11 protein-coding genes are annotated in these 17,361 nt (G+C 68.5%); 4 read left to right on the forward strand and 7 right to left on the reverse strand.

The genetic code is table 11. The annotated features are described in order from the left end of the window. Positions 1-64: 64 nt before the first annotated feature. Positions 65-1,498 (reverse strand): hypothetical protein, encoded by a 1,434-nt coding sequence (locus tag CYFUS_RS15455; protein WP_095985923.1) that lies wholly within the window; start codon positions 1,496-1,498, stop codon positions 65-67. 202 nt (positions 1,499-1,700) lie between these two features. After that, on the reverse strand, positions 1,701-3,128 hold the full coding sequence (locus tag CYFUS_RS15460; RefSeq protein WP_095985924.1) for an OprO/OprP family phosphate-selective porin: 1,428 nt from the start codon (positions 3,126-3,128) through the stop codon (positions 1,701-1,703). Between the two features lie 180 nt (positions 3,129-3,308). On the opposite strand from CYFUS_RS15460, the gene CYFUS_RS15465 reads away from it, so the two are divergent. Continuing rightward, positions 3,309-4,493, forward strand: a complete 1,185-nt coding sequence (locus CYFUS_RS15465) for an acyltransferase family protein (RefSeq protein ID WP_232537577.1) — start codon at positions 3,309-3,311, stop codon at positions 4,491-4,493. Positions 4,494-4,540: 47 nt separating this feature from the next. Here the strand turns inward: CYFUS_RS15465 and CYFUS_RS15470 are convergent, their stop codons facing one another. After that, a complete protein-coding gene (locus tag CYFUS_RS15470) occupies positions 4,541-5,698 on the reverse strand; it encodes a hypothetical protein (protein ID WP_157758460.1) in 1,158 nt (385 codons plus the stop codon). A gap of 375 nt (positions 5,699-6,073) precedes the next feature. Here CYFUS_RS15470 and CYFUS_RS15475 point away from each other — a divergent pair, with 375 nt between their 5' ends. Both CYFUS_RS15475 and CYFUS_RS15480 read left to right on the forward strand, forming a co-directional pair. Next, the gene (locus CYFUS_RS15475) at positions 6,074-6,517 is read left to right on the forward strand and encodes an RCC1 domain-containing protein (RefSeq protein ID WP_232537578.1); all 444 of its coding nucleotides are present in this window, start codon (positions 6,074-6,076) and stop codon (positions 6,515-6,517) included. Positions 6,518-6,655: 138 nt separating this feature from the next. Next, on the forward strand, positions 6,656-8,473 hold the full coding sequence (locus tag CYFUS_RS15480; protein ID WP_095985927.1) for a GAF domain-containing sensor histidine kinase: 1,818 nt from the start codon (positions 6,656-6,658) through the stop codon (positions 8,471-8,473). A gap of 38 nt (positions 8,474-8,511) precedes the next feature. Here the strand turns inward: CYFUS_RS15480 and CYFUS_RS52685 are convergent, their stop codons facing one another. The 4 genes from CYFUS_RS52685 to CYFUS_RS15500 all read right to left on the reverse strand — a co-directional run bounded on the left by CYFUS_RS52685 (position 8,512) and on the right by CYFUS_RS15500 (position 14,990). Then, positions 8,512-10,293 carry a hypothetical protein gene (locus tag CYFUS_RS52685; RefSeq protein WP_095985928.1) on the reverse strand — a complete coding sequence of 594 codons (1,782 nt, stop codon included), beginning with the start codon at positions 10,291-10,293 and terminating at the stop codon, positions 8,512-8,514. A gap of 160 nt (positions 10,294-10,453) precedes the next feature. After that, positions 10,454-11,758: an McrC family protein gene (locus CYFUS_RS15490; protein ID WP_095985929.1), complete on the reverse strand. Its 1,305-nt coding sequence runs from the start codon at positions 11,756-11,758 to the stop codon at positions 10,454-10,456. Beyond that, a complete protein-coding gene (locus CYFUS_RS15495; RefSeq protein WP_095985930.1) occupies positions 11,755-14,076 on the reverse strand; it encodes an AAA family ATPase in 2,322 nt (773 codons plus the stop codon). The genes CYFUS_RS15490 and CYFUS_RS15495 overlap by 4 nt, the downstream gene beginning before the upstream one ends. Before the next feature lie 11 nt (positions 14,077-14,087). Next, positions 14,088-14,990, reverse strand: coding sequence for an MBL fold metallo-hydrolase (locus CYFUS_RS15500; RefSeq protein ID WP_232537579.1), 903 nt, complete (start codon positions 14,988-14,990; stop codon positions 14,088-14,090). Between the two features lie 100 nt (positions 14,991-15,090). On the opposite strand from CYFUS_RS15500, the gene CYFUS_RS15505 reads away from it, so the two are divergent. After that, positions 15,091-17,343: a hybrid sensor histidine kinase/response regulator gene (locus CYFUS_RS15505; RefSeq protein WP_095985931.1), complete on the forward strand. Its 2,253-nt coding sequence runs from the start codon at positions 15,091-15,093 to the stop codon at positions 17,341-17,343. The last annotated feature ends 18 nt before the right edge of the window (positions 17,344-17,361 follow it).

The raw sequence follows: 17,361 nt of genomic DNA on the forward strand, positions 1-17,361 counted from the left end.
TGCGAGTCGCCCTTCGCAAGCATGTGGGCTCTCGGACAGCGAGAAGGGCGCGAGTGGATGGGGGTTACTTCTTCAGCTCGAGCATCTGGGAGTGCAGGAAGAACTTGACGGTATCGAGGTTGTTGTCATGCATGCCCGCCAGCTTGCGTGCCTCGGCCATCCAGGCGTTGAGATGGGGTCCGTTGGCGGCCTCCTTGAAGACGACCTGATGCGTGTCGTCCAGGGCCTGGCGTAGCTCCGTATCGGACGGGGGTGGAGGCCTGGCGCCAGGGGCGGGGAGCGGCTTGCCACGCAGCAAGCCGTGCAGGGCGAACTTGACGGCGTTGAAGTCGTTCTTGAGCTGGCTCGCCAGCTCACCTGCCTTGGCCATCCAGGTGTCGACCCGGGTCCCGCTGGCGCTCTTGCCGAAGACGAGCGTGTGCGCCTCGTCCAGCGCCTGGCGCAACTTGTCCTTGGACAGCGGCGCGGCGGTCTCGCCGGCGGGCGGGGCGAGCATGCCAATCATCAAGGCGTGCAGGGCGAGCTGGATGACCTTGAAGTTGTTGTGGTGTTGGCTCGCCAGCCCCTGTGCCTGCGCCATCAAGTCGTTGGCGCTGGTGCCGCTGGCGTTCATGCCGAAGGCGAGCTGGTGCGCATCGTCCACGGCCCGGCGCAGATTCGTGTTGGACATGGGCGCGGGCGGCGCGCTCGGCTTGACGGTGGCCAGCTTGCCGAACAGCTGGTTCTGCATGGACTGCCTGGCGTGGTTGTTCACGGCGTAGGAGAGGGGATCTCCGATGCTCATCCCAGAGGAGAAGGCGCCCGGGGACATCGCGCTGTTGAGAATCTGGGATTGCAAGGCCGTCTGGGCGTAGGAGTTGGCGCCACTGGTCTTGTTGTGTGTGATTTTCTGACCCGTCTTCTCGGAGAGTATCTCGGCGTGCAGGGTGTATTTGATGTCGCTGAAGTCGTTGCCCTCGCTCGCGAGTTGCTTCGCTCGAGCCATCAGGGCCTCGGCCTTGGGTCCACTGGGCTTGCCGCCGTGGACGAGCTCGTACGCTTCGTCCAGGGCCTTGCGCAATCCCGCGTCGCCCTGTGTGTGGGACGTGGGGCTGGAGGGGGCCGACGTGCCCTGGGTCTGGGCGAACATCTCGGAGTGCAGGCCGTATTTGACGGCGTCGAAGTCGTTGCCGTGCTCGCTCGCGAGCTGACGCGCCCGTGCCATCCAGTCGTCCACCTGGGAGCCACTGGCCTTGCCCCCGTGGATGAGCTCGTGTGCCGCGTCCAGGGCCTGCCGCAGCTCGTCGTCGCCCATCGCACTGGCCTGGGCCGAGGCGTGTCCTGGCGGAGGGGGCGTGACGAAGTTCTTCGCTTTCGCCGAGGCATTGCGTCGCACCGGGGCGCCGAAGTTGCTCTGGAAGCGGGCTTCTCTGCCGGCCTTGCCCGGCTGCGCGGCGGCTGGGGGAGTGGAGTGCGTGGCCTGGGGGGTGGTGGTGGGCGCCGCCTCACGCGCCTTCATCTCCTGCCCTGATACCGAAGGTGGCTTCTGTCCGATGCGAATGGGGGGCACGCGATAGTCTAACCCGAGACGCCTCGAATGGACAGGCGGGGCGGCCATCTCCTCGCTCGAGGAGTGGCGCTGGCATGCCTGCCGGCGCGCCGCGCCCCCGTTCCTCGTATTCGAAGAAAATGGACCTGGGCCGTTCGCGTGGCTTCAGCGTCTAGAAGTAGACCTGGACGCGGTTGAAGAAGACGAACTCGGTGGGCCGCGAGCCGCCCTCCGCCGCCCCGCCGGTGAACGCGGTGCGCTCCCCCGTGAAGGTGATGCGGGTGTTGCCATTCAGGTACCAGTGGGCGCCAAGGCCCCAGGACTGGGCACCATTCGCCGAGCGGGCCGGGTCCGCGAAGATCGGGAAGGCGTTGGGATCGATGCGCAGCCCGGAGTAGCGGCCCACGAGCTCCACGGCGCCCCAGTGGCCCGCGGCGGGGTTCAGCGCGTGCTCGGGCTTGAGTCCCTCGTAGGAGGCCGTGCCCCCGAACAGCACGTACGAGGCGGACAGCTGCCAGGCGGTGTTGGTCAACCGGGTCTCCTCGCCACCGCGCCGCACGTCCTGCGTGGAGGAGACGTACTCGGCCATCACCCCGAGCGGCCCCGAGAAGTAGTAGGCCTGGGGAGAGAGCCGGTAGTGCCGGCCGCTGGCGAGCACCGTGACGTCCGCGGTCGCGCCCGAGAGGTAGGTGAAGAAGGTCTGCTGCCCTTCCGCGCGCAGCGTCGGCTCCTGGGTCGCGCCCAGCGTGCCATACTCGCTGCCCACGGTGGCGGCGATGCCCAGGCCCAGCCCCTCGAGCGGTTTGAGCCCCGACTTGCGGAAGGGGTGCGAGAAGAGGCGGCCCTCCAGCTCCACGTTGTCATCGACGTTGAGATCCGCCGCGCCACCGTCGGGCGAGCCGTTGAACGCGCCCACCGCGTAGCTCAACACCCCCCCGGCGATGTCGCCGGAGAACTGGATGCCCACTTCCCGGTTGGGCACCAGACTGGTGGGCAGGGCGAACTCGGGGAACATCAGGGCCGCGACGGGCTGCAGGCGCTCGAGGCCCACGGGAGCCTTGAACTTGCCCACGCGAATCCGGAACTCGCGCGCCGGGTGGATGTCCACGTAGCCGTCCTGGATGGGCTGGGCGTTGGGTGCCAGATCCAACTGGAAGCGGAAGTCGACCAGCCCCGCCAGCGTGCCGTCGAAGGTGGGCTGGAACCGGCGCAGCAGGAAGGTGTTGTTGCCGTTGCGCTCCTTGCCCTCGGCGAAGTAGCGCGCGTCCGACTGGAGGATGCCGCGCAACTTGAGCTGGTACTGCTTGTCCCCGCTGGAGAGCGTGAAGCCCTCGGCTCCGGCGGTGAAGAAGGGGGCCGTCGCGGCCGGAGCCTTGGCCGGCTCGGGCGCGGGTGGGGGGGCCGCGGTCGTGGCCGGGTTGCTGGCCGGATCACGGGGCGTGTCGTCCTTGGGCGTATCCGCCTGGGGCTGGGGCGCGGGGCCCTGCTGGGCCGCGGCTCTGCCCGCCAGGGTCAGGCAGGACAGGGTCAGGAGGACACGAGGAAGGGTTTGACGACGGAAGAGGCCAGAGAACCGCGCCCTGCGAATCGAATCGTTCAAGCGGACACCATCATTCGGAAACCGAGCCGTGCAGTGGAGGCGTCCAGGACGCAGCCGTGACGTATCGGTTCCCTGGGAGAGGAAAAACAAATCCGGGACGGAATGACCCCGCCGCGGGTTCCCCGTGCCCCACGTGGGGCGCGCACCGGAGGGCGCGAGCAGAGGGGAACTCCTGCTTGAATGGCCCGAGGAAGTCTGACTTCCTCCCGGCGCATGGTGTCCTCCTCCTCCGCCCACCAGCGCTTCCTCCACTCCCGCTTCTTCGGAGGGCTGGACGGGCTGCGTTGCCTGAGCATCGTGGCGGTGGTGCTGCACCACGCGGCCAGCAGCCACCACGGCGTGTTCGTCCGGTTCAATCAGGGCGTCTCGCTGTTCTTCGCCATCAGCGGCTTCCTCATCACCACCCTGCTGCTGCGCGAACGCGACAGCCGGGGAGACATCTCGCTGACGGGCTTCTACGCCCGGCGCTCGCTGCGCATCTTCCCGCTCTATTACGCGGTGCTCGGGCTCTACACCCTGTTGGTCGTCTTCCTCGAGAAGGACGTGCAGGCGCGGATGGATTTCCTCCACAACCTGCCCGCCTTCCTCACCTACACCTCCAACTGGTTCGTCTCGCTCGAGGGCCGCGTCATCTTCTACTTCGCCTGGTCGCTGGCCACCGAGGAGCAGTTCTACCTGCTGTGGCCCCCGGTGATGCGCTACGCGAGAGCCGCGGGCGCGCTCGCCTTCATGTCCGGGGTGCTCGCGCTGTCCCTGCTGGCGCCCCTGGCCGTGAGGGCGGGCTACATCGACACGCACGTGCTCTGGGGGCGCATCCTCACCAGCTTCCATCCCTCCATCAGCATGGGCTGCCTGGCGGCCCTCGTGGCCCACTCGTCCCGGGGCTTCGCCTGGCTCTACCGGGTGCTGGGCCAGGCGTGGAGCGCCCCGCTGGCCTTGCTGCTCGTGGCCGGCGCGTTCTTCTGGGACTCCACCCCCAAGGCGCTGTTCTCGTTGCTCTTCACCGCCCTGGTGGTCGCCACCTGCATCCGTCCGGACCACGTGTTGATGCCCGTGCTGGGGCTGTCCTGGGTGCGCTACGTGGGCACGGTCAGCTACGGCGTCTATCTGCTGCACATGCTCGTCTTCAACCTCGTGCGGCGGGCGATGCCCAGGCCGTTCACCTCGCTGCTCGAGTCCTCGCTGGGATCCGGGATGGTGGTGTTCGTCAACTTCGTGCTCGGACTGGGCGTCTCCGTCCTCCTGGCGGGGCTCAGCCACCGCTACTTCGAGAGCCGCTTCCTCGCGTGGAAGGAGCACTTCGACTGGCGCACGAAGCCGAGCCCCGCCGAGCCCGTGGTCTCCAGTTCCAACAGCCCGGCCTGACAGGCGGAGCCTCGCATGGAGGCTCGGCCACGTCGGTTGGCGGCCGCTCAGTCCTCGCCGACCGTGTTCTCGATGCGGTGCCAGGACCCGAACCTGGAGACGCGGGCACGCACCGTGCGGCCGATCGTCCAGGGGCGCTCCTCGGGATGGAGGGTCCACGTCGTCGTGTTGCCGCTCGCCTCCCAGGAGGCCGTCCCCGTCACGAGGTTCTCGTGCTCGTCCGTGGACAACGAAAAGCCATCCTCGGTGGACAGGCGGAGGGTGAAGCCCTGGGCGGCGGGCGGGACGTCCTCCTGTTTGCCGATGCGGCCCGTGGCCCGGACGGAACGCAGCAGGAGTTGTCCCTCCAGGCGTTGGAACGTGAGGATTTCCTCCGGCAGGAACGACGACGTGGTGGTCTTGTGGAGGGTGAGCAGATCTCCGTCGATGCCGATGATCTCGTATTGGTGCAGGTTGCGCAGGTTGTCCCAATACAACCAGCGCTCGCCCACCGCGAGGCGCTTGGGGGCCCAGGCCAGCCACAATCCCAGGTTTCCCTCGCGGATGACGCCGATCAGGAAGTCTTTCGAGTAGATGAAGAACGGCGCTCCCGGTCGCGGGGCGGGGCGGAACTGATAGGAGGTGCCGTCGAAGGTCACCTGACTGCTGGGGTTGGCGAAGGCGCTGGCGTTCGACCACATCATGGGAAGGGCAGAGCCTCCCGCGTGCTCTCCAGGATTGATGAGCCCGCCCATCTCGGGAGAAGGGGGGGCGGCAGCCGCGAACGAGAGCGCGATTCTCTCACCCCGATGAGAGGTGAAGTGTAGCTGCATCGTTGGCAAGCCATTGCTCTCGCCTTCCTCGTACTGCATGGGCCGGTAGATCGTCCGTCGGTCGGTCAATACCGCGGCGCGCTCTCGAGCCACCTCCCGGTCGTTGACGAAGTCGAACTGAACCCCATCGAGCTGCTTGATGATGGCTCGGAGCAGGGGAGGCCGCCCGGCTCGTCGGGTCACCATCACCTCGAGGGCATCGTATTCGGGGTGATTGGCGAGCAAGGCGATCGCGTGGACCTCGTGGCGCTCGAAGGTGATGAGGAATGGCTGGGCGACGCTCTCCTGAAGCATCGGGCCCGGGCGCGGGGGCTGGGCAGCCGGGACATTCGTCCCGACCAGCAAGAACGTGACCAACGCAACGAAGGTGAATCTGTTTCGATAGGACCGCATGACGGCTTTCCTCCCACTGTCGGCGCTCGCCGAGCAGAGGGGGCCAAGATGTGCTCCTGCACCTACATGGTGAAGCAACCCCGCGGATGCAGGGGATGATCGCGCGAGAGACTTTTTCGAGCCCAGGACAGAGGGGCATTCCGTGGGAGGGAGCAGGCTGCACCCTGGGGCAGGGTCGTTGGCGTCTGGAGACACGGTCCATCCTGTCGCCATCCTCTGTCTTGGGTTCCCATGAACTGGATTCTCAGGGGGGCCGAGTGGCTCGGATGCTTGGAAATCGAAATGGGCGGGGGAGGGGATGGTTTGTGTTGCTCTGGCTCCAGGGTCATCTATGGGAGAACTCCTTTCAAACCCCGTGGAACCAGGAGTCGCGGAATGCGAAGCAGTGCGAGGTGGTGGCTGATCAGGTTGTTGGGCGTCTGGCTCGGTGTCTTGTGGATGGGCTGTGGGCAGTCGGGGCCGGGCGGAGTGTCAGACGAAGGGGAGGAGGTACAAGGCTCTTCCCTGTTGGCCACGCGGGCTCGTGCCCGTATCGCCGCGGGAACAACTCATTCCCTGGCGGTGCGCCCGGATGGCACGGTTTGGGCAACGGGCGGCAATGGCCATGGCCAGTTGGGAGATGGGACCACGCTGTCTCGCCGGGTCCCCGTTCAAGTGCAAGGGTTGAGTGGGGTGGCGGCCGTGGCCACGGGCCAGTACCACTCGCTGGCGGTGCGCTCCGACGGCACCGTGTGGGCCTGGGGGAACAACGACCTTGGCCAGTTGGGCGCTCAACCCTCCACGTACGTGACCACCGCCGTTCGCTCCTTGTTGTATTGAGCGCGAGGTCTCATCCGAGCCGGGCTCCCGCCCGCTCCATCCACTCGCCGCGGCGGAGGGCTCGTGCGCTCCACCTTCCCGCTGCTCGCAATCCCAATCGGGAGGGTGTTGTTCCCCCTCTCAGAAGGGGCTTCGTCGATGGAGGAGCAAACACACGGGGGCCCGGTGGCGTCTTCCGGGCAGGACGACGGCTCCGGGCCGAAAGACGCGTCGCGGGAGTTCCAGCAGGTCCTCCGCCGTGAGAGCCGGCTGGACGCCCTGCGCCGTACGGCCCTGATGGACACTCCCGCCGAGGAGGCGTTCGACCGACTGTCACGGCTGGCGGTCCGGGTGCTCAATGCCCCCGTGGGGCTCGTCACCCTGGTGGACGGGGAGCGCCAGTTCTTCAAGAGCTGCGTGGGCCTGCCCGCTCCCTGGTGTGACCTGCGCCAGACGCCCCTGACCCACTCCTTCTGCATGCACGTGGTGGCCACTGGAAAGCCCCTCGTCGTCCAGGACGCGCGCCGGCACCCCGTGCTCCGCGACAACCTCGCCGTCGATCAGCTCGGGGTGGTGGCCTACCTCGGCATGCCCCTCACCGCGTCCAAGGGAGAGACGCTCGGCACCTTGTGTGTCATCGACACCCAGCCGCGCGTCTGGACGGAGGCGGACCTGTACGTCCTCCAGGAGCTGTCCGTCTCGGTGATGAAGGAGATCGAGCTGCGCGCCGTCCGGGAACAGGAGGCGAGGGCCCAGGCGGCGCGAGTGGCTGGCGCCGAGGCGGAGGCGGCGCGCCAGCGCTTCGCCCTGCTGGCCGAGCTGAGCGCCGTGCTCGCCGAGGGGTTCGATCTCCAGGCCGTGCTCGCCCGGGCCGTGCGGTTGGTCGTCCCCCTGGTGGCGGATGGCTGCTCGGTGGTGTTGCTCGAGGCACAGGGCCGGCTGCGCCGGGTGGCGGTGGCGCATGCGGACCCGCGCGAGGAGGCACGGCTGCTCGCCCTGCCCGAGCCATCCGCCCTGCTCACACCCGAGCGGATGGATGCACCTCCGGTGGCGGGGCATGTCCCCATCACCGGGCCCGAAGGTGCCTCGCTCCGGCTGCCGTTGACGAGTCACAGCCGGGTGCTCGGCGCCGTGAACTTCTCCCTGGGACCCGGGCGCCCCCTGGGAGAGCTCGAGGTGTCGCTGGCCGAGGAGGTGGCACGCCGCATGGCGTTGGCGGTGGAGAATGCCCGGCTCTACGAGGCGTCCTGCGAGGCGACGCTGCTGAGGGACAAGTTCCTCTCCATCGCCTCGCACGAGTTGCGCACGCCCCTGACGGCGCTGGGGTTGCAGGCGCGGACGTTGCTGCGCGACGCGAGCCATCCGGAACGGCCGCTCGCGCCGGAGGTGCTCGCGCGCAAGGCGCGGGTCATCACCCGGCAGGTGGAGCGGTTGGGCCATCTGGTGGACGAGCTGCTGGACATCTCCCGGATCGCCCAGGGGCACCTGTCCTTCCCGCTCGAGGACGTGGACCTGGCCGAGCTGGTGCGCGACGTGGCGGCGAGCTTCCGCGAGGAGCTGACGAGCCCGGGCATCCAGCTGTTGCTCTCCGGGGTGGAGGCTCCCGTGGTGGGGCGGTGGAACCGGTTGCGGCTGGAGCAGGTGATCGTCAACCTGCTGACCAATGCCATCAAGTATGGGCGGGGCCGGCCCATCACGCTGGAGCTGAAGGTGGACGAGGCGCACGCATGGCTCACCGTGCGCGACGAGGGCATCGGCATCTCGCCGGGAGACCAGGAGCGCATCTTCGAGCGCTTCGAGCGTGCCGTCTCCGAGCAGCACTACAGCGGCTTCGGGCTGGGGCTGTGGATCGTCCGGGAGATCGTCCACCGGCTGGGGGGCACCATCTCCGTGAACAGCACGACCGGCGTCGGCTCGGCCTTCACGGTGGCGCTGCCCCGAGGCCCCTCACGGAGGACCGGCCCCCTCCTGCACTGAGGGCCGAGCCGTCTGGCCTCGCCCGACCGGTGCCTCCGTCACAGCTCGACGGGAGTGCCATCCAGGCGGGTGAAGGCGAACCCCTGGAAGACCGACTCGGGGTAGGTGGGGCTCTCCTCCTGGAGGAAGCGGATGGTCACATCCTCGCCCAGACGGAAGCCGGCGAGATCGTCGGCCCGGTAGTGGATGCCGTATGCATCCCGTCCCATCGCGGTGTTGTGGGCGAGCTTGTTGAGTTCCCCGGCCACGGTGAGGGGGGGTCCGTCCACACCGGGCACGTAGGGCTCGAGCGCCGTGCCATCGCGGTTGGGTTTGACGGGGTTGGGGATGACGAAGTCCTCCTTGAACCAGGCCTTGAGGAGGGCGGAGCGGGAGCCCGCGGTGTAGCCGTGTCCCCCCGGGTGGGCGGGATCCGTGGGCGAGCCGATGGGCATCATGACGGGCAGCAGGAACGAGCCCTGGCCGTCGTTCAAGCCCCGCCGCTTGTTGACCAGCTCGTTGTAGGCCTGGATGCGATCGAGCACGGGCGAATCCAGCAGCTCCGAGTGGATGGGGTAGTCCGCGGCCCCTCTGCGGCGGTTGTGGACTCGCCCGCCAAAGGCATCCGGCCGCAGGTAGCGGTGGATGAACCACTTGCCATAGAAGCCGTGGTGGCTGAGCCGGGTGAGGCAGCCCAGCAGCGTGAGCAGGTGGGACGGTCCGAAGCTGGCGAATCCGGCCTGCGTCCTGCTCGACTTGTAGGGGTTGCGGTCGCTCAGGGCCTCATTGCCCAGGCTCAGGAGGATGAGGGCCGCCCGGAGATAGGGCGTGTAGTGCAGGTCCACGCCGGCGTTCTGGCCCACGGAGCGCAGATCGTGGATGTACCGGGGCACGGGATCCATGCGCGGAGGGGTGATGGTCGTCCCCGCGGGGAAGCCGCGCTGTGCCGCCAGCCACTCGTCATACGACGTCAGGAAGTCGATGCCCTCTCCGGTGGTCACGGGCAGCGGGACCAGGAGCCGGGACTCGATGGGGATGCCATCGTAAGTCCAGGGCCGCAGCAGGAACTGGGAGACCATGGGCCCCTCCAGGACTCCGGGGCTGTCCATGCGGAAGATCGTCTGCGGGGTGAGGGGATTGGGGCCCAGGTAGCCGGAGTAGCGCTTGAGATCCTCGATGGCCGCGGCGATGGTGGGATCGCTGGCGTAGTCGGTGAAGGGGATGTCGCGGCAGAGCGCCATCCAATACAGCTCCGCCACTTGTGCGGCCGCCTCGGGACTGGCCAGGGCGGGGGGCGTGTCCAGACGCACGGCGGCCGCATCCGGTCCCACCAGATCGTACGTCAGGCCGCCCAGGGGGTTGGTCAGTTGCAGCCGGCCGCCCAGGGGGAGGGCCTCGAAGTCCTCGAAGCGGCCAGTGGCGAGTGCGCGCAGCATCGCGTCGTAGGCACTGGGGTCCACTTCTCCCAGTTCATTGTGGGGCAGGCCCTTGGAGTAGTTGCCAATGCGATGGGGGTAGCGCTCTTCATCCCCGTTGGTCCGCTTGGGGAAGATGCCCCGCTTGAACTCGTTGAAGGCGGCCTGCTGGCGCAGTTGGTATGAACGGATGCGCCGGGCCTGGGCCCTGCGCGTATCCGGGCGCGTGGGGTCCTCGAGCAGCTCGAGGGAGGAGTCGCTCACCGGTGGGGTGCCAGCCGCCAGGGCGGCCATCGCCGTGCCTCCCAGCCCGCTCAGGAAGCCGCGGCGGCTGGTCAGGGCCTCCGGGTTCATCTCCTCGGGTGTGGCCTGGGCGTGGCCCGCCGCTGATTCTCGCGGCGGAGAATCCTCGTGTTGCTTCTTCATGTGTGTCCCCCCACTTCCGCGGCTCGCGTCACACGAGTCCCGCCCCCCCACCTCAATCACTCATCCTCCGAGGCCGTCAATTTCACCTCCCCAGCCCGGTTGATTCGCCGACGCTCATGAATGACAACTGTTGGCCCTCCGCCCGCGAAGGTGTCTTGCATCAAACCGCGCCCGGCTCGCCCAGTGCCAGCCGGCGCGCGAAGGACTCCCGCTCGGCGTCCGCGCCTTCACGGGGGTTCACCAGGTCCGCCAGCGTGTGGAGGTGGACCGGTCTGAGCACCACCGTGGCCTTGCGGTTTCCCTGGACGACGTCGTTGATCTCGACGATCTGCTCCCGGGCTTCCGGGGCCAGGGTCGGGTAGAGGATGGCCGCGCTCCCCGTGGAGCCCTGGCTCAGTGCGTAGATGGCGAGCTGGTAGAGCATGTCCCGTGGGAGCTGCGTCTCCCACAGGTCACGGTATTTCGCATCGATCAGGGTGAGCACCCGCTGCCCTCGCAGGATGGCGAAGTCGGGTCTTGGCGTGGGCGCCTGACGCCTCCGGGGATTGTGGGTCGCGGCGTAGGCCATCATCCCCACGAGCCGGAACTCGTCGCGCACGGTGTGGTCTCGCAGGTTCTCCTTCAAGAATCGCGACAGGAGCGCCTGGAAGAAGCGGTTCATGTCGAAGAGGAACCCCGGAAGCTCTACTGCTCGTGAGGACTCCTCCAGGAGCGTGCCTCGCGCGTCGAGCAGCACCTGGATGAGGGACAGCGCCGGTCGGTAGGCGGCCGTCATCCGGTCGGTCTCGCGGATGCGCTGCTCCAGGAGCGCTGGATACAGCGCCACCCGCTGGACGCCCGGCAGCAGGGCATCGAGCCGGTGGAGTCGGGTCCTCAGTCCGACGTCGCTCGTGAGCGTCAGGGCCAGCAGGAGCCCGGCACGCAGCACTTGGTTGAGCGGGTGATCCTCCAGCCGGGGGTGGTGCGCGCAGCGCAGCGACGCCCGGCCCGCGCCGGCGTGCCGCATCCACCAGCCCAGGTCGATCCTTCCCCGAGGGCTCGCGAGTTCCTCCTCTCGACGCACGTACCCGCGATGCAGGCCCCGGTGGACGAGCTCCCGGGTCTCCGCCTCGAGCTGGTGGATGAGGAGATCCTGGAACGCCAGCCGGGAGGTCTCCTGCTCGAGCCCGGGGAAGAGCTCGAGGTCGCGCAACCCGTAGGCGTAGCGCAGCAGCGAGAGGAGCCGCGCGCCTCCCAGCTTGGGGCGGATGATGACGGGCAGGCTCCCGAGCCGGAGGGTGCCGACGTAGGACGTCGCCTCGAGGCGCAGGCCCGTCTTGAGGTCTCGCACCCGGAGCATGCGCTCCCGGTCGAGGTATTCGGCCAGCCTGCGCACCTCGGGGTCGTCATCCAGGTGGAGGGGTGCCTCGAGTGAAGCGCCCTCCGGTGGCCAGCTCCGCCATTCCGAGAGCTCGGCGGGGATCATGGCGCGCCGGGCTCCGTGCCGATGTCGTCGTCGTCCTCGGTGAGGGCCCGGGCGCTCGCCTCCGAGGCGATGACCGGTGCCGAGGAGCCGATCTCCGGGCTCGGAGCGAGCAGCGCCTGGATCAGGTCCGACTGCCGCTCCGGGTCGAACAGCTCGTGGCACACCCGCTGCTCCTTGCGGCTCACCAGGCTGCTTCCCAGGATCTTCTCCAGGGCGGCCCAGTCCTCGTAGCAGTACTCCTCCAGCAGCGGAATGAGGTCCTCCTGCACCACGCGCGAGAACCGGGGGAAGTCGGTGAGGGGCTCTCCGCGCTCCATGAGGTAGGCATGGCCGACCTGGAGGTTGCGTCCGTCGCGCCCGACGTGCTCGCAGATGCGTGCGTTGAGCGCCTTCAGCCAGGGGCCGAGCGGGATGCCCTCCACCATGGCCTTGCCGAGCCGCGTGATGTCCGGCATCAACTCCAGGAAGCCGAACCGGCGCCGCAACGCCGTGTCGAGCAGCGCGATGGAGCGGTCCGCCGTGTTCATCGTGCCCACGAGGTAGACGTTCTCCGGCACCAGGAACGGAGCACCACTCATCGGCAGGAGGATGGACTTGCCCCGCTTGCTCTTCTCCATCACCGTGAGCAGCTCGCCCATGATGCGTGGGATGTCGCCCCGGTTGATCTCATCGATGATGAGGTAGAAGCGCAGGTGGGGTCGGCGCCGTGCATCCAGGCACAGCCGTTTGAAGATGCCATCGCGCAGCACGAAGCGCATCGGTCCACCCGAGCCGTCGTCCCGAGGCCGGTAGCCCTCGAGGAACTCCTCATAGCCATAGGAGGGGTGGAAGCAGCACATGCGCACCAGGGGGCCCTCGTCCTCCGTCCCCTTCGTGATGACGTCCTGCTGTTCGGCGTCGAGGGCCGCGAAGGGCGCTCCGAAGGCCGCGTGCGCGGACAGCTCCCGCACCGTCTGCTCGGCGAGGTAGGTCTTCCCCGTGCCCGGTGGGCCATAGAGGATGACCTGTCCCTTGCGTTCCAGCACGGCCTGGATGCGTCCGTGAATGCCCGCGAGGTGCGGGGTGGGGTGGCCGCCCTGGACGTTGCCGGGCACGGGCCTGGGCCTCGGGATGGGTGCCGGCGCTGAGGTGCTCAACAGGTGCCTCTCGATGGCGACGATGCTCTCGGACGACTCCACCTCGCGAAGCATCGTCTGGGCGTCGGCGCCCATGCCCTCGGGAATCTGGAACGTGCCCAGGGACAACCACTGGACGGGATGGCGGTGGGGGAAGTCCGACGCGGAGACATGGCAATAGCCCCCTTCGACGCGTCCCACGCCCAGCACCTGCTCGCCCCGGGTGGCGAGGACGAAGTCCCCCTCGAGCACCTTCACCACGAAGGAGAAGAGCTGCTTGGACACCGTCCCCTGTCGTGGCGCCAGTCCCCCGTGGCTCCCCAGGAGGACGCCCAGGCGTTTCAAGCCTTCCCGATCGGGCGTCGTCTCCGAGAGATCTCCCAGCGCCCGTCCTTCCACCGCGATGCAGTTGCCCTCACGCATCTGCGGCCAGTGCGCGGTGGGCCCGCCGCCGTCCAACGTGCCGAGGCACCAGTAGCGATGCGGGCCGCCATGGCGCAGCTTGAGCAACCGGGTCGCGGTGTTCATGGGGACGCCGAGCTCCCGGGCCAGGGCGACGAAGCGACCCGCGCACACGTACCGTCCCTCGCCTCCAGGCGGAATCTGGAGGAGCTTCATCAGGTGGAAGCGCTGGGAGTCGGCGCTGTGGTGGTCGTCGAGCTTGTCGGGAAACAGCAGGCTCCAATACTTGTGGCTCCAGGACAGGTCACAGAGCTCGGGCGCCGCGGCCTCGAGCCGTTCCTGGAGCCGGAGATAATCCGAGTCGCTCCCGTCCGAGGGAAGCCGTTCGAGCAGCCTGACACCCAGCAGGAGTTGATCGCGGTGGCGCTGCGCGATCCGCACCGCCTCGGACTGGGAGAGTTCCCGCTGATTGGTGGGGCTGCCCGCCATCCAGGCACCCGTCTCCTTGCGCCGATAGATGCCGAACTTGAGCGCGCTGCCTCCGGCGATGCTGCCGAAGATGGCCGGGAACTCCTCGTCGTCCTTGAACTCGAGCCAGTACACCAGCCCGTCGCGCCGGCCATGATCGTGCATCAGCGACAGCAGCTCGTCCCCGTCCAACTGGCGCAGCCGCTCCGGGCCGAAGCGCTCCCGGAAGAGCGCGTAGAACCCCTCGAGCTGGGCCCGCGAATGAAGCTTGCCCTCGTCATCGAGCTTGCGCCGGAGTTCCTCCAGCGCATGGCCGAGCCGTTCATCGAGCACGAAGGGTCTCCTCATTCGTACCAGTTGCGCACGCGTACCTCGACGCCCACGTCCGTGCCGACGAGCCGGGTGAACTCGTTCAGGTCGCTGCCGCGCGAGTGATAGGGATAGACGACCTTCGGCTTGAACTCGCGCACCGCGTCCGCCGCCTGGGCGACCGTCATGGTGTAGGGCAGGTTCATCGGAACGAAGGCGACGTCGATGTCGCGCAGCTGCCTCATCTCGGGGATGTCCTCCGTGTCCCCCGCGATGTAGACGCGCCTGCCTCCCACGGTCAGCACGTAGCCATTGCCTCGGCCCTTCGCGTGGTACTGAAGGCGGTCCGCCGTGAGGTTGTACATGGGGATCGCCTCGGCGGCGATGTCCGCCACCGTCAGGGTCCCTCCATTGGCGAGCACCTGCGTGGCACCCCGCAGGCTCTCGGGCAGGGCGTCACGTACCGCCTGGGGCGCGACGATCACCGTCTCGGCCTTCACGAGCGCCGTCAGCGTGTCGGCGTTCAGGTGATCGCCGTGGATGTCCGTCACGATGATGACATCGGGCGTGGGCAGGCCCTCGAAGGGCGCCGCGCCGCCGACCGGGTCGACGTAGATCGTCTTCCCCGCCCAGCCCATGAGGAAGGTCGCGTGATTGACCGGGTGGACGATCAGGTCGCCCCGTGACGTGGGGAAGGCATCTCCCGAGAGGGTCGGCGCGGGAGGGGCAGGGGGCTCCTCGGGAGAGGACGTGCACGCCGGAAGGGACATCGAGAGCCAGAGGGTCGACAAGGCAATCAGCCGAGCATTGAGCATGGTCCCGCTGTAATGGCTCGTCCGCCTCGCGGCAAGCGTGGCGGAGTTCCGATGTTGGGTGGGCTCGTAGCGCTCCTCGTCCTTGGCGTGGACGCGCCGGATGGCCGCGATGTGCAGCGGCATGATCTCCAGCTCAGCCGGAATTTCTTCGAGAACCTGAGCGCGGGGGGTTGGCGTTTGCATGACCCGTGACGTTTCGTTACGGTTGGCGAGAGCGTCCCCCTTGCCCTTTGCTTCTCCCCAGCCCCTCCCGCTGCGCTGGCACCTCGTCCGGCTCGTGAGCGGGACGCTTCTGCCCGCGGTCGCCTTCGCCGCGGTCGTGGCCTTCCAACTGGCGCGGTTGGAGCGCGGAGCCGTCGAGAGGCGCGCGGTGTACTCGGCCCGCGAGCTCGCGGAGTCCTTCGAACGCGAGATGTCCGGCTCCATCCTGGCGCTTCAGGCGCTGGCCGAATCCGACCGGCTCGATCGGGGCGAGCTGGCGTCCTTCCAGGTGGAGTGCGAGCGGGTCCTCCGCACGCAGTCGTCGTGGAAGCACGTGTTGCTGCTCTCGCCAGAAGGGCAGCCGCTGGTGAACACCGCCTATGCGTTTGGCACCGCGCTCCCGGCTCTCGCCGAGCGGGAGAGCTTCGTGCGCGTCCTCGAGACACTCCAACCCCTCGTGGGAAGTCTCGCGGTGGGCCGGGGCGCCGGGAAGCAGCTCGCCTTTCCCGTCCGGGTGCCGGTGTTGCGCGAGGGCGTCCTCCGGTACGTGCTCACGGCTGTCATCACGCCGCAGTCGCTCTCGCGCGTCGTCGACAGTCCGTTGTCCGAAAGCGGGGAGTGGACGCGTGTGCTGGTGGATCGCGCGGGGACGGTGGTGGCCCGCACCCGGGAGCCCGAGCGCTTCGTCGGGCGGACGGCCACGGGCCCTTTTCTCGAGAAGACCCGGGCCGTGTACGAAGGCATGTATGCCGACGTGTCGATGGACGGCGAGCTGGTCTACGTGGCGTTCAGCCATTCGAACCCCTCGGGGTGGACCACGGCGATCGTCAGTCCCAGGCGGCTTCTGGACGCGCCCGTGTGGGACTCGATGCTCGCCGTCGGGGGACTGGGGCTCGCGTTCCTGCTGGTGAGCGCGAGCGGCGCCTGGGTCTTTTCCCGGCGGATCGAGCGCTCCATCTCCGAGGCCTCCGCCGCCGCGACCGCGCTCGCCGAGGGCCACCCTCGCGGCATGGAGCCCTCCAGCGTGTGGGAGCTCGTACGGCTCGGTGAGGCCCTGGAGCGCTCCAGGTTGTTGCTGCGCGAGCGGGAGTGCGAACGGGACGCGCACCTCGCCAGCGCCGAGGCGGCACGGGCCGAGGCCGTCGCGGCGACGCGGGCGAAGGACGAGTTCCTCGCCATGCTCGGACACGAGCTGCGCAATCCCCTCGCGCCCATCGTGAGCTCGATGGAACTGCTGCGCAGGCGGGGGCTCGCGCGGACACCCGAGCACGAGGTCATCTCGCGGCAGCTCCGGCACGTCGTCCGGCTCGTGGATGATCTGCTCGACGTGGCGCGCATCACCCGCGGGCAGATGTCGCTGCGCCGCGAATCGCTCGAGCTCGCGTCCGTGGTCACCCGGGCCGTGGAGGCGGCTTCGCCCCTGATCGAGCAGCGGCGGCATTCGCTGGAGGTCCACGTTCCCTCCTCGGGGTTGCTCGTCCTGGCGGACGCCGATCGACTGACGCAGGTGGTGTCCAACCTCCTCACCAACGCGGCCCGCTACACGCCTTCCGGAGGACACATCCGGTTGCGGGCCCACGACCATGAGGGGGGCATCGCGCTCGCCGTCGAGGACGATGGACAGGGAATCCCACCGGAGCTGCGCTCGCGGATCTTCGAGCCGTTCGTCCAGGGGCCCCGGTCGCTCGATCGCAGCGAGGGAGGACTCGGCATCGGTCTGGCGCTCGTGCGCAGCCTCGTCGAGGCGCATGGCGGGCAGGTCGAGCTGCACAGCGACGGACCCGGCCGGGGCAGCACCTTCACGGTCTGGCTGCCGAGACACGTTCAGGCGGAGCTTCCGGTCCTCGAGGAGGCGCGCGAGGTGTCTGTTCCCCTCGCGGCCGCGCCCGAGCACGCCGTGCGGGTCCTCGTCGTCGACGACAATGTCGATGCCGCCGAGGCACTGGCCGAGTTGTTGGGCCTGAGCGGATACGAGGTGGCCGTGGCGCACGATTGGGCGAGTGCGCTGAGCCGGGCCGAGGCCTTCCGGCCGGACATGGCGCTCCTCGATATCGGCTTGCCCGAAGTGGATGGGTACGGGGTCTCCGAGCGCATCCGGGAACGCCTGGGGCCGGCGAGCCCCGTCTTCGCCGCGCTCACGGGCTTCGGCCAGGAGACGGACCGTGCACGCAGTGCCTCGGCGGGCTTCCGTCGGCACTTCGTGAAACCCATCGACATCGGCGAACTGACCGCCTTCATCGAGTCGCTGCGACCGGCGCGAAGCGGAGCCGCGTGAGAGGGTGAGACGCTCTTC

This window comes from Cystobacter fuscus (assembly GCF_002305875.1).
Taxonomy (GTDB): domain Bacteria; phylum Myxococcota; class Myxococcia; order Myxococcales; family Myxococcaceae; genus Cystobacter; species Cystobacter fuscus_A.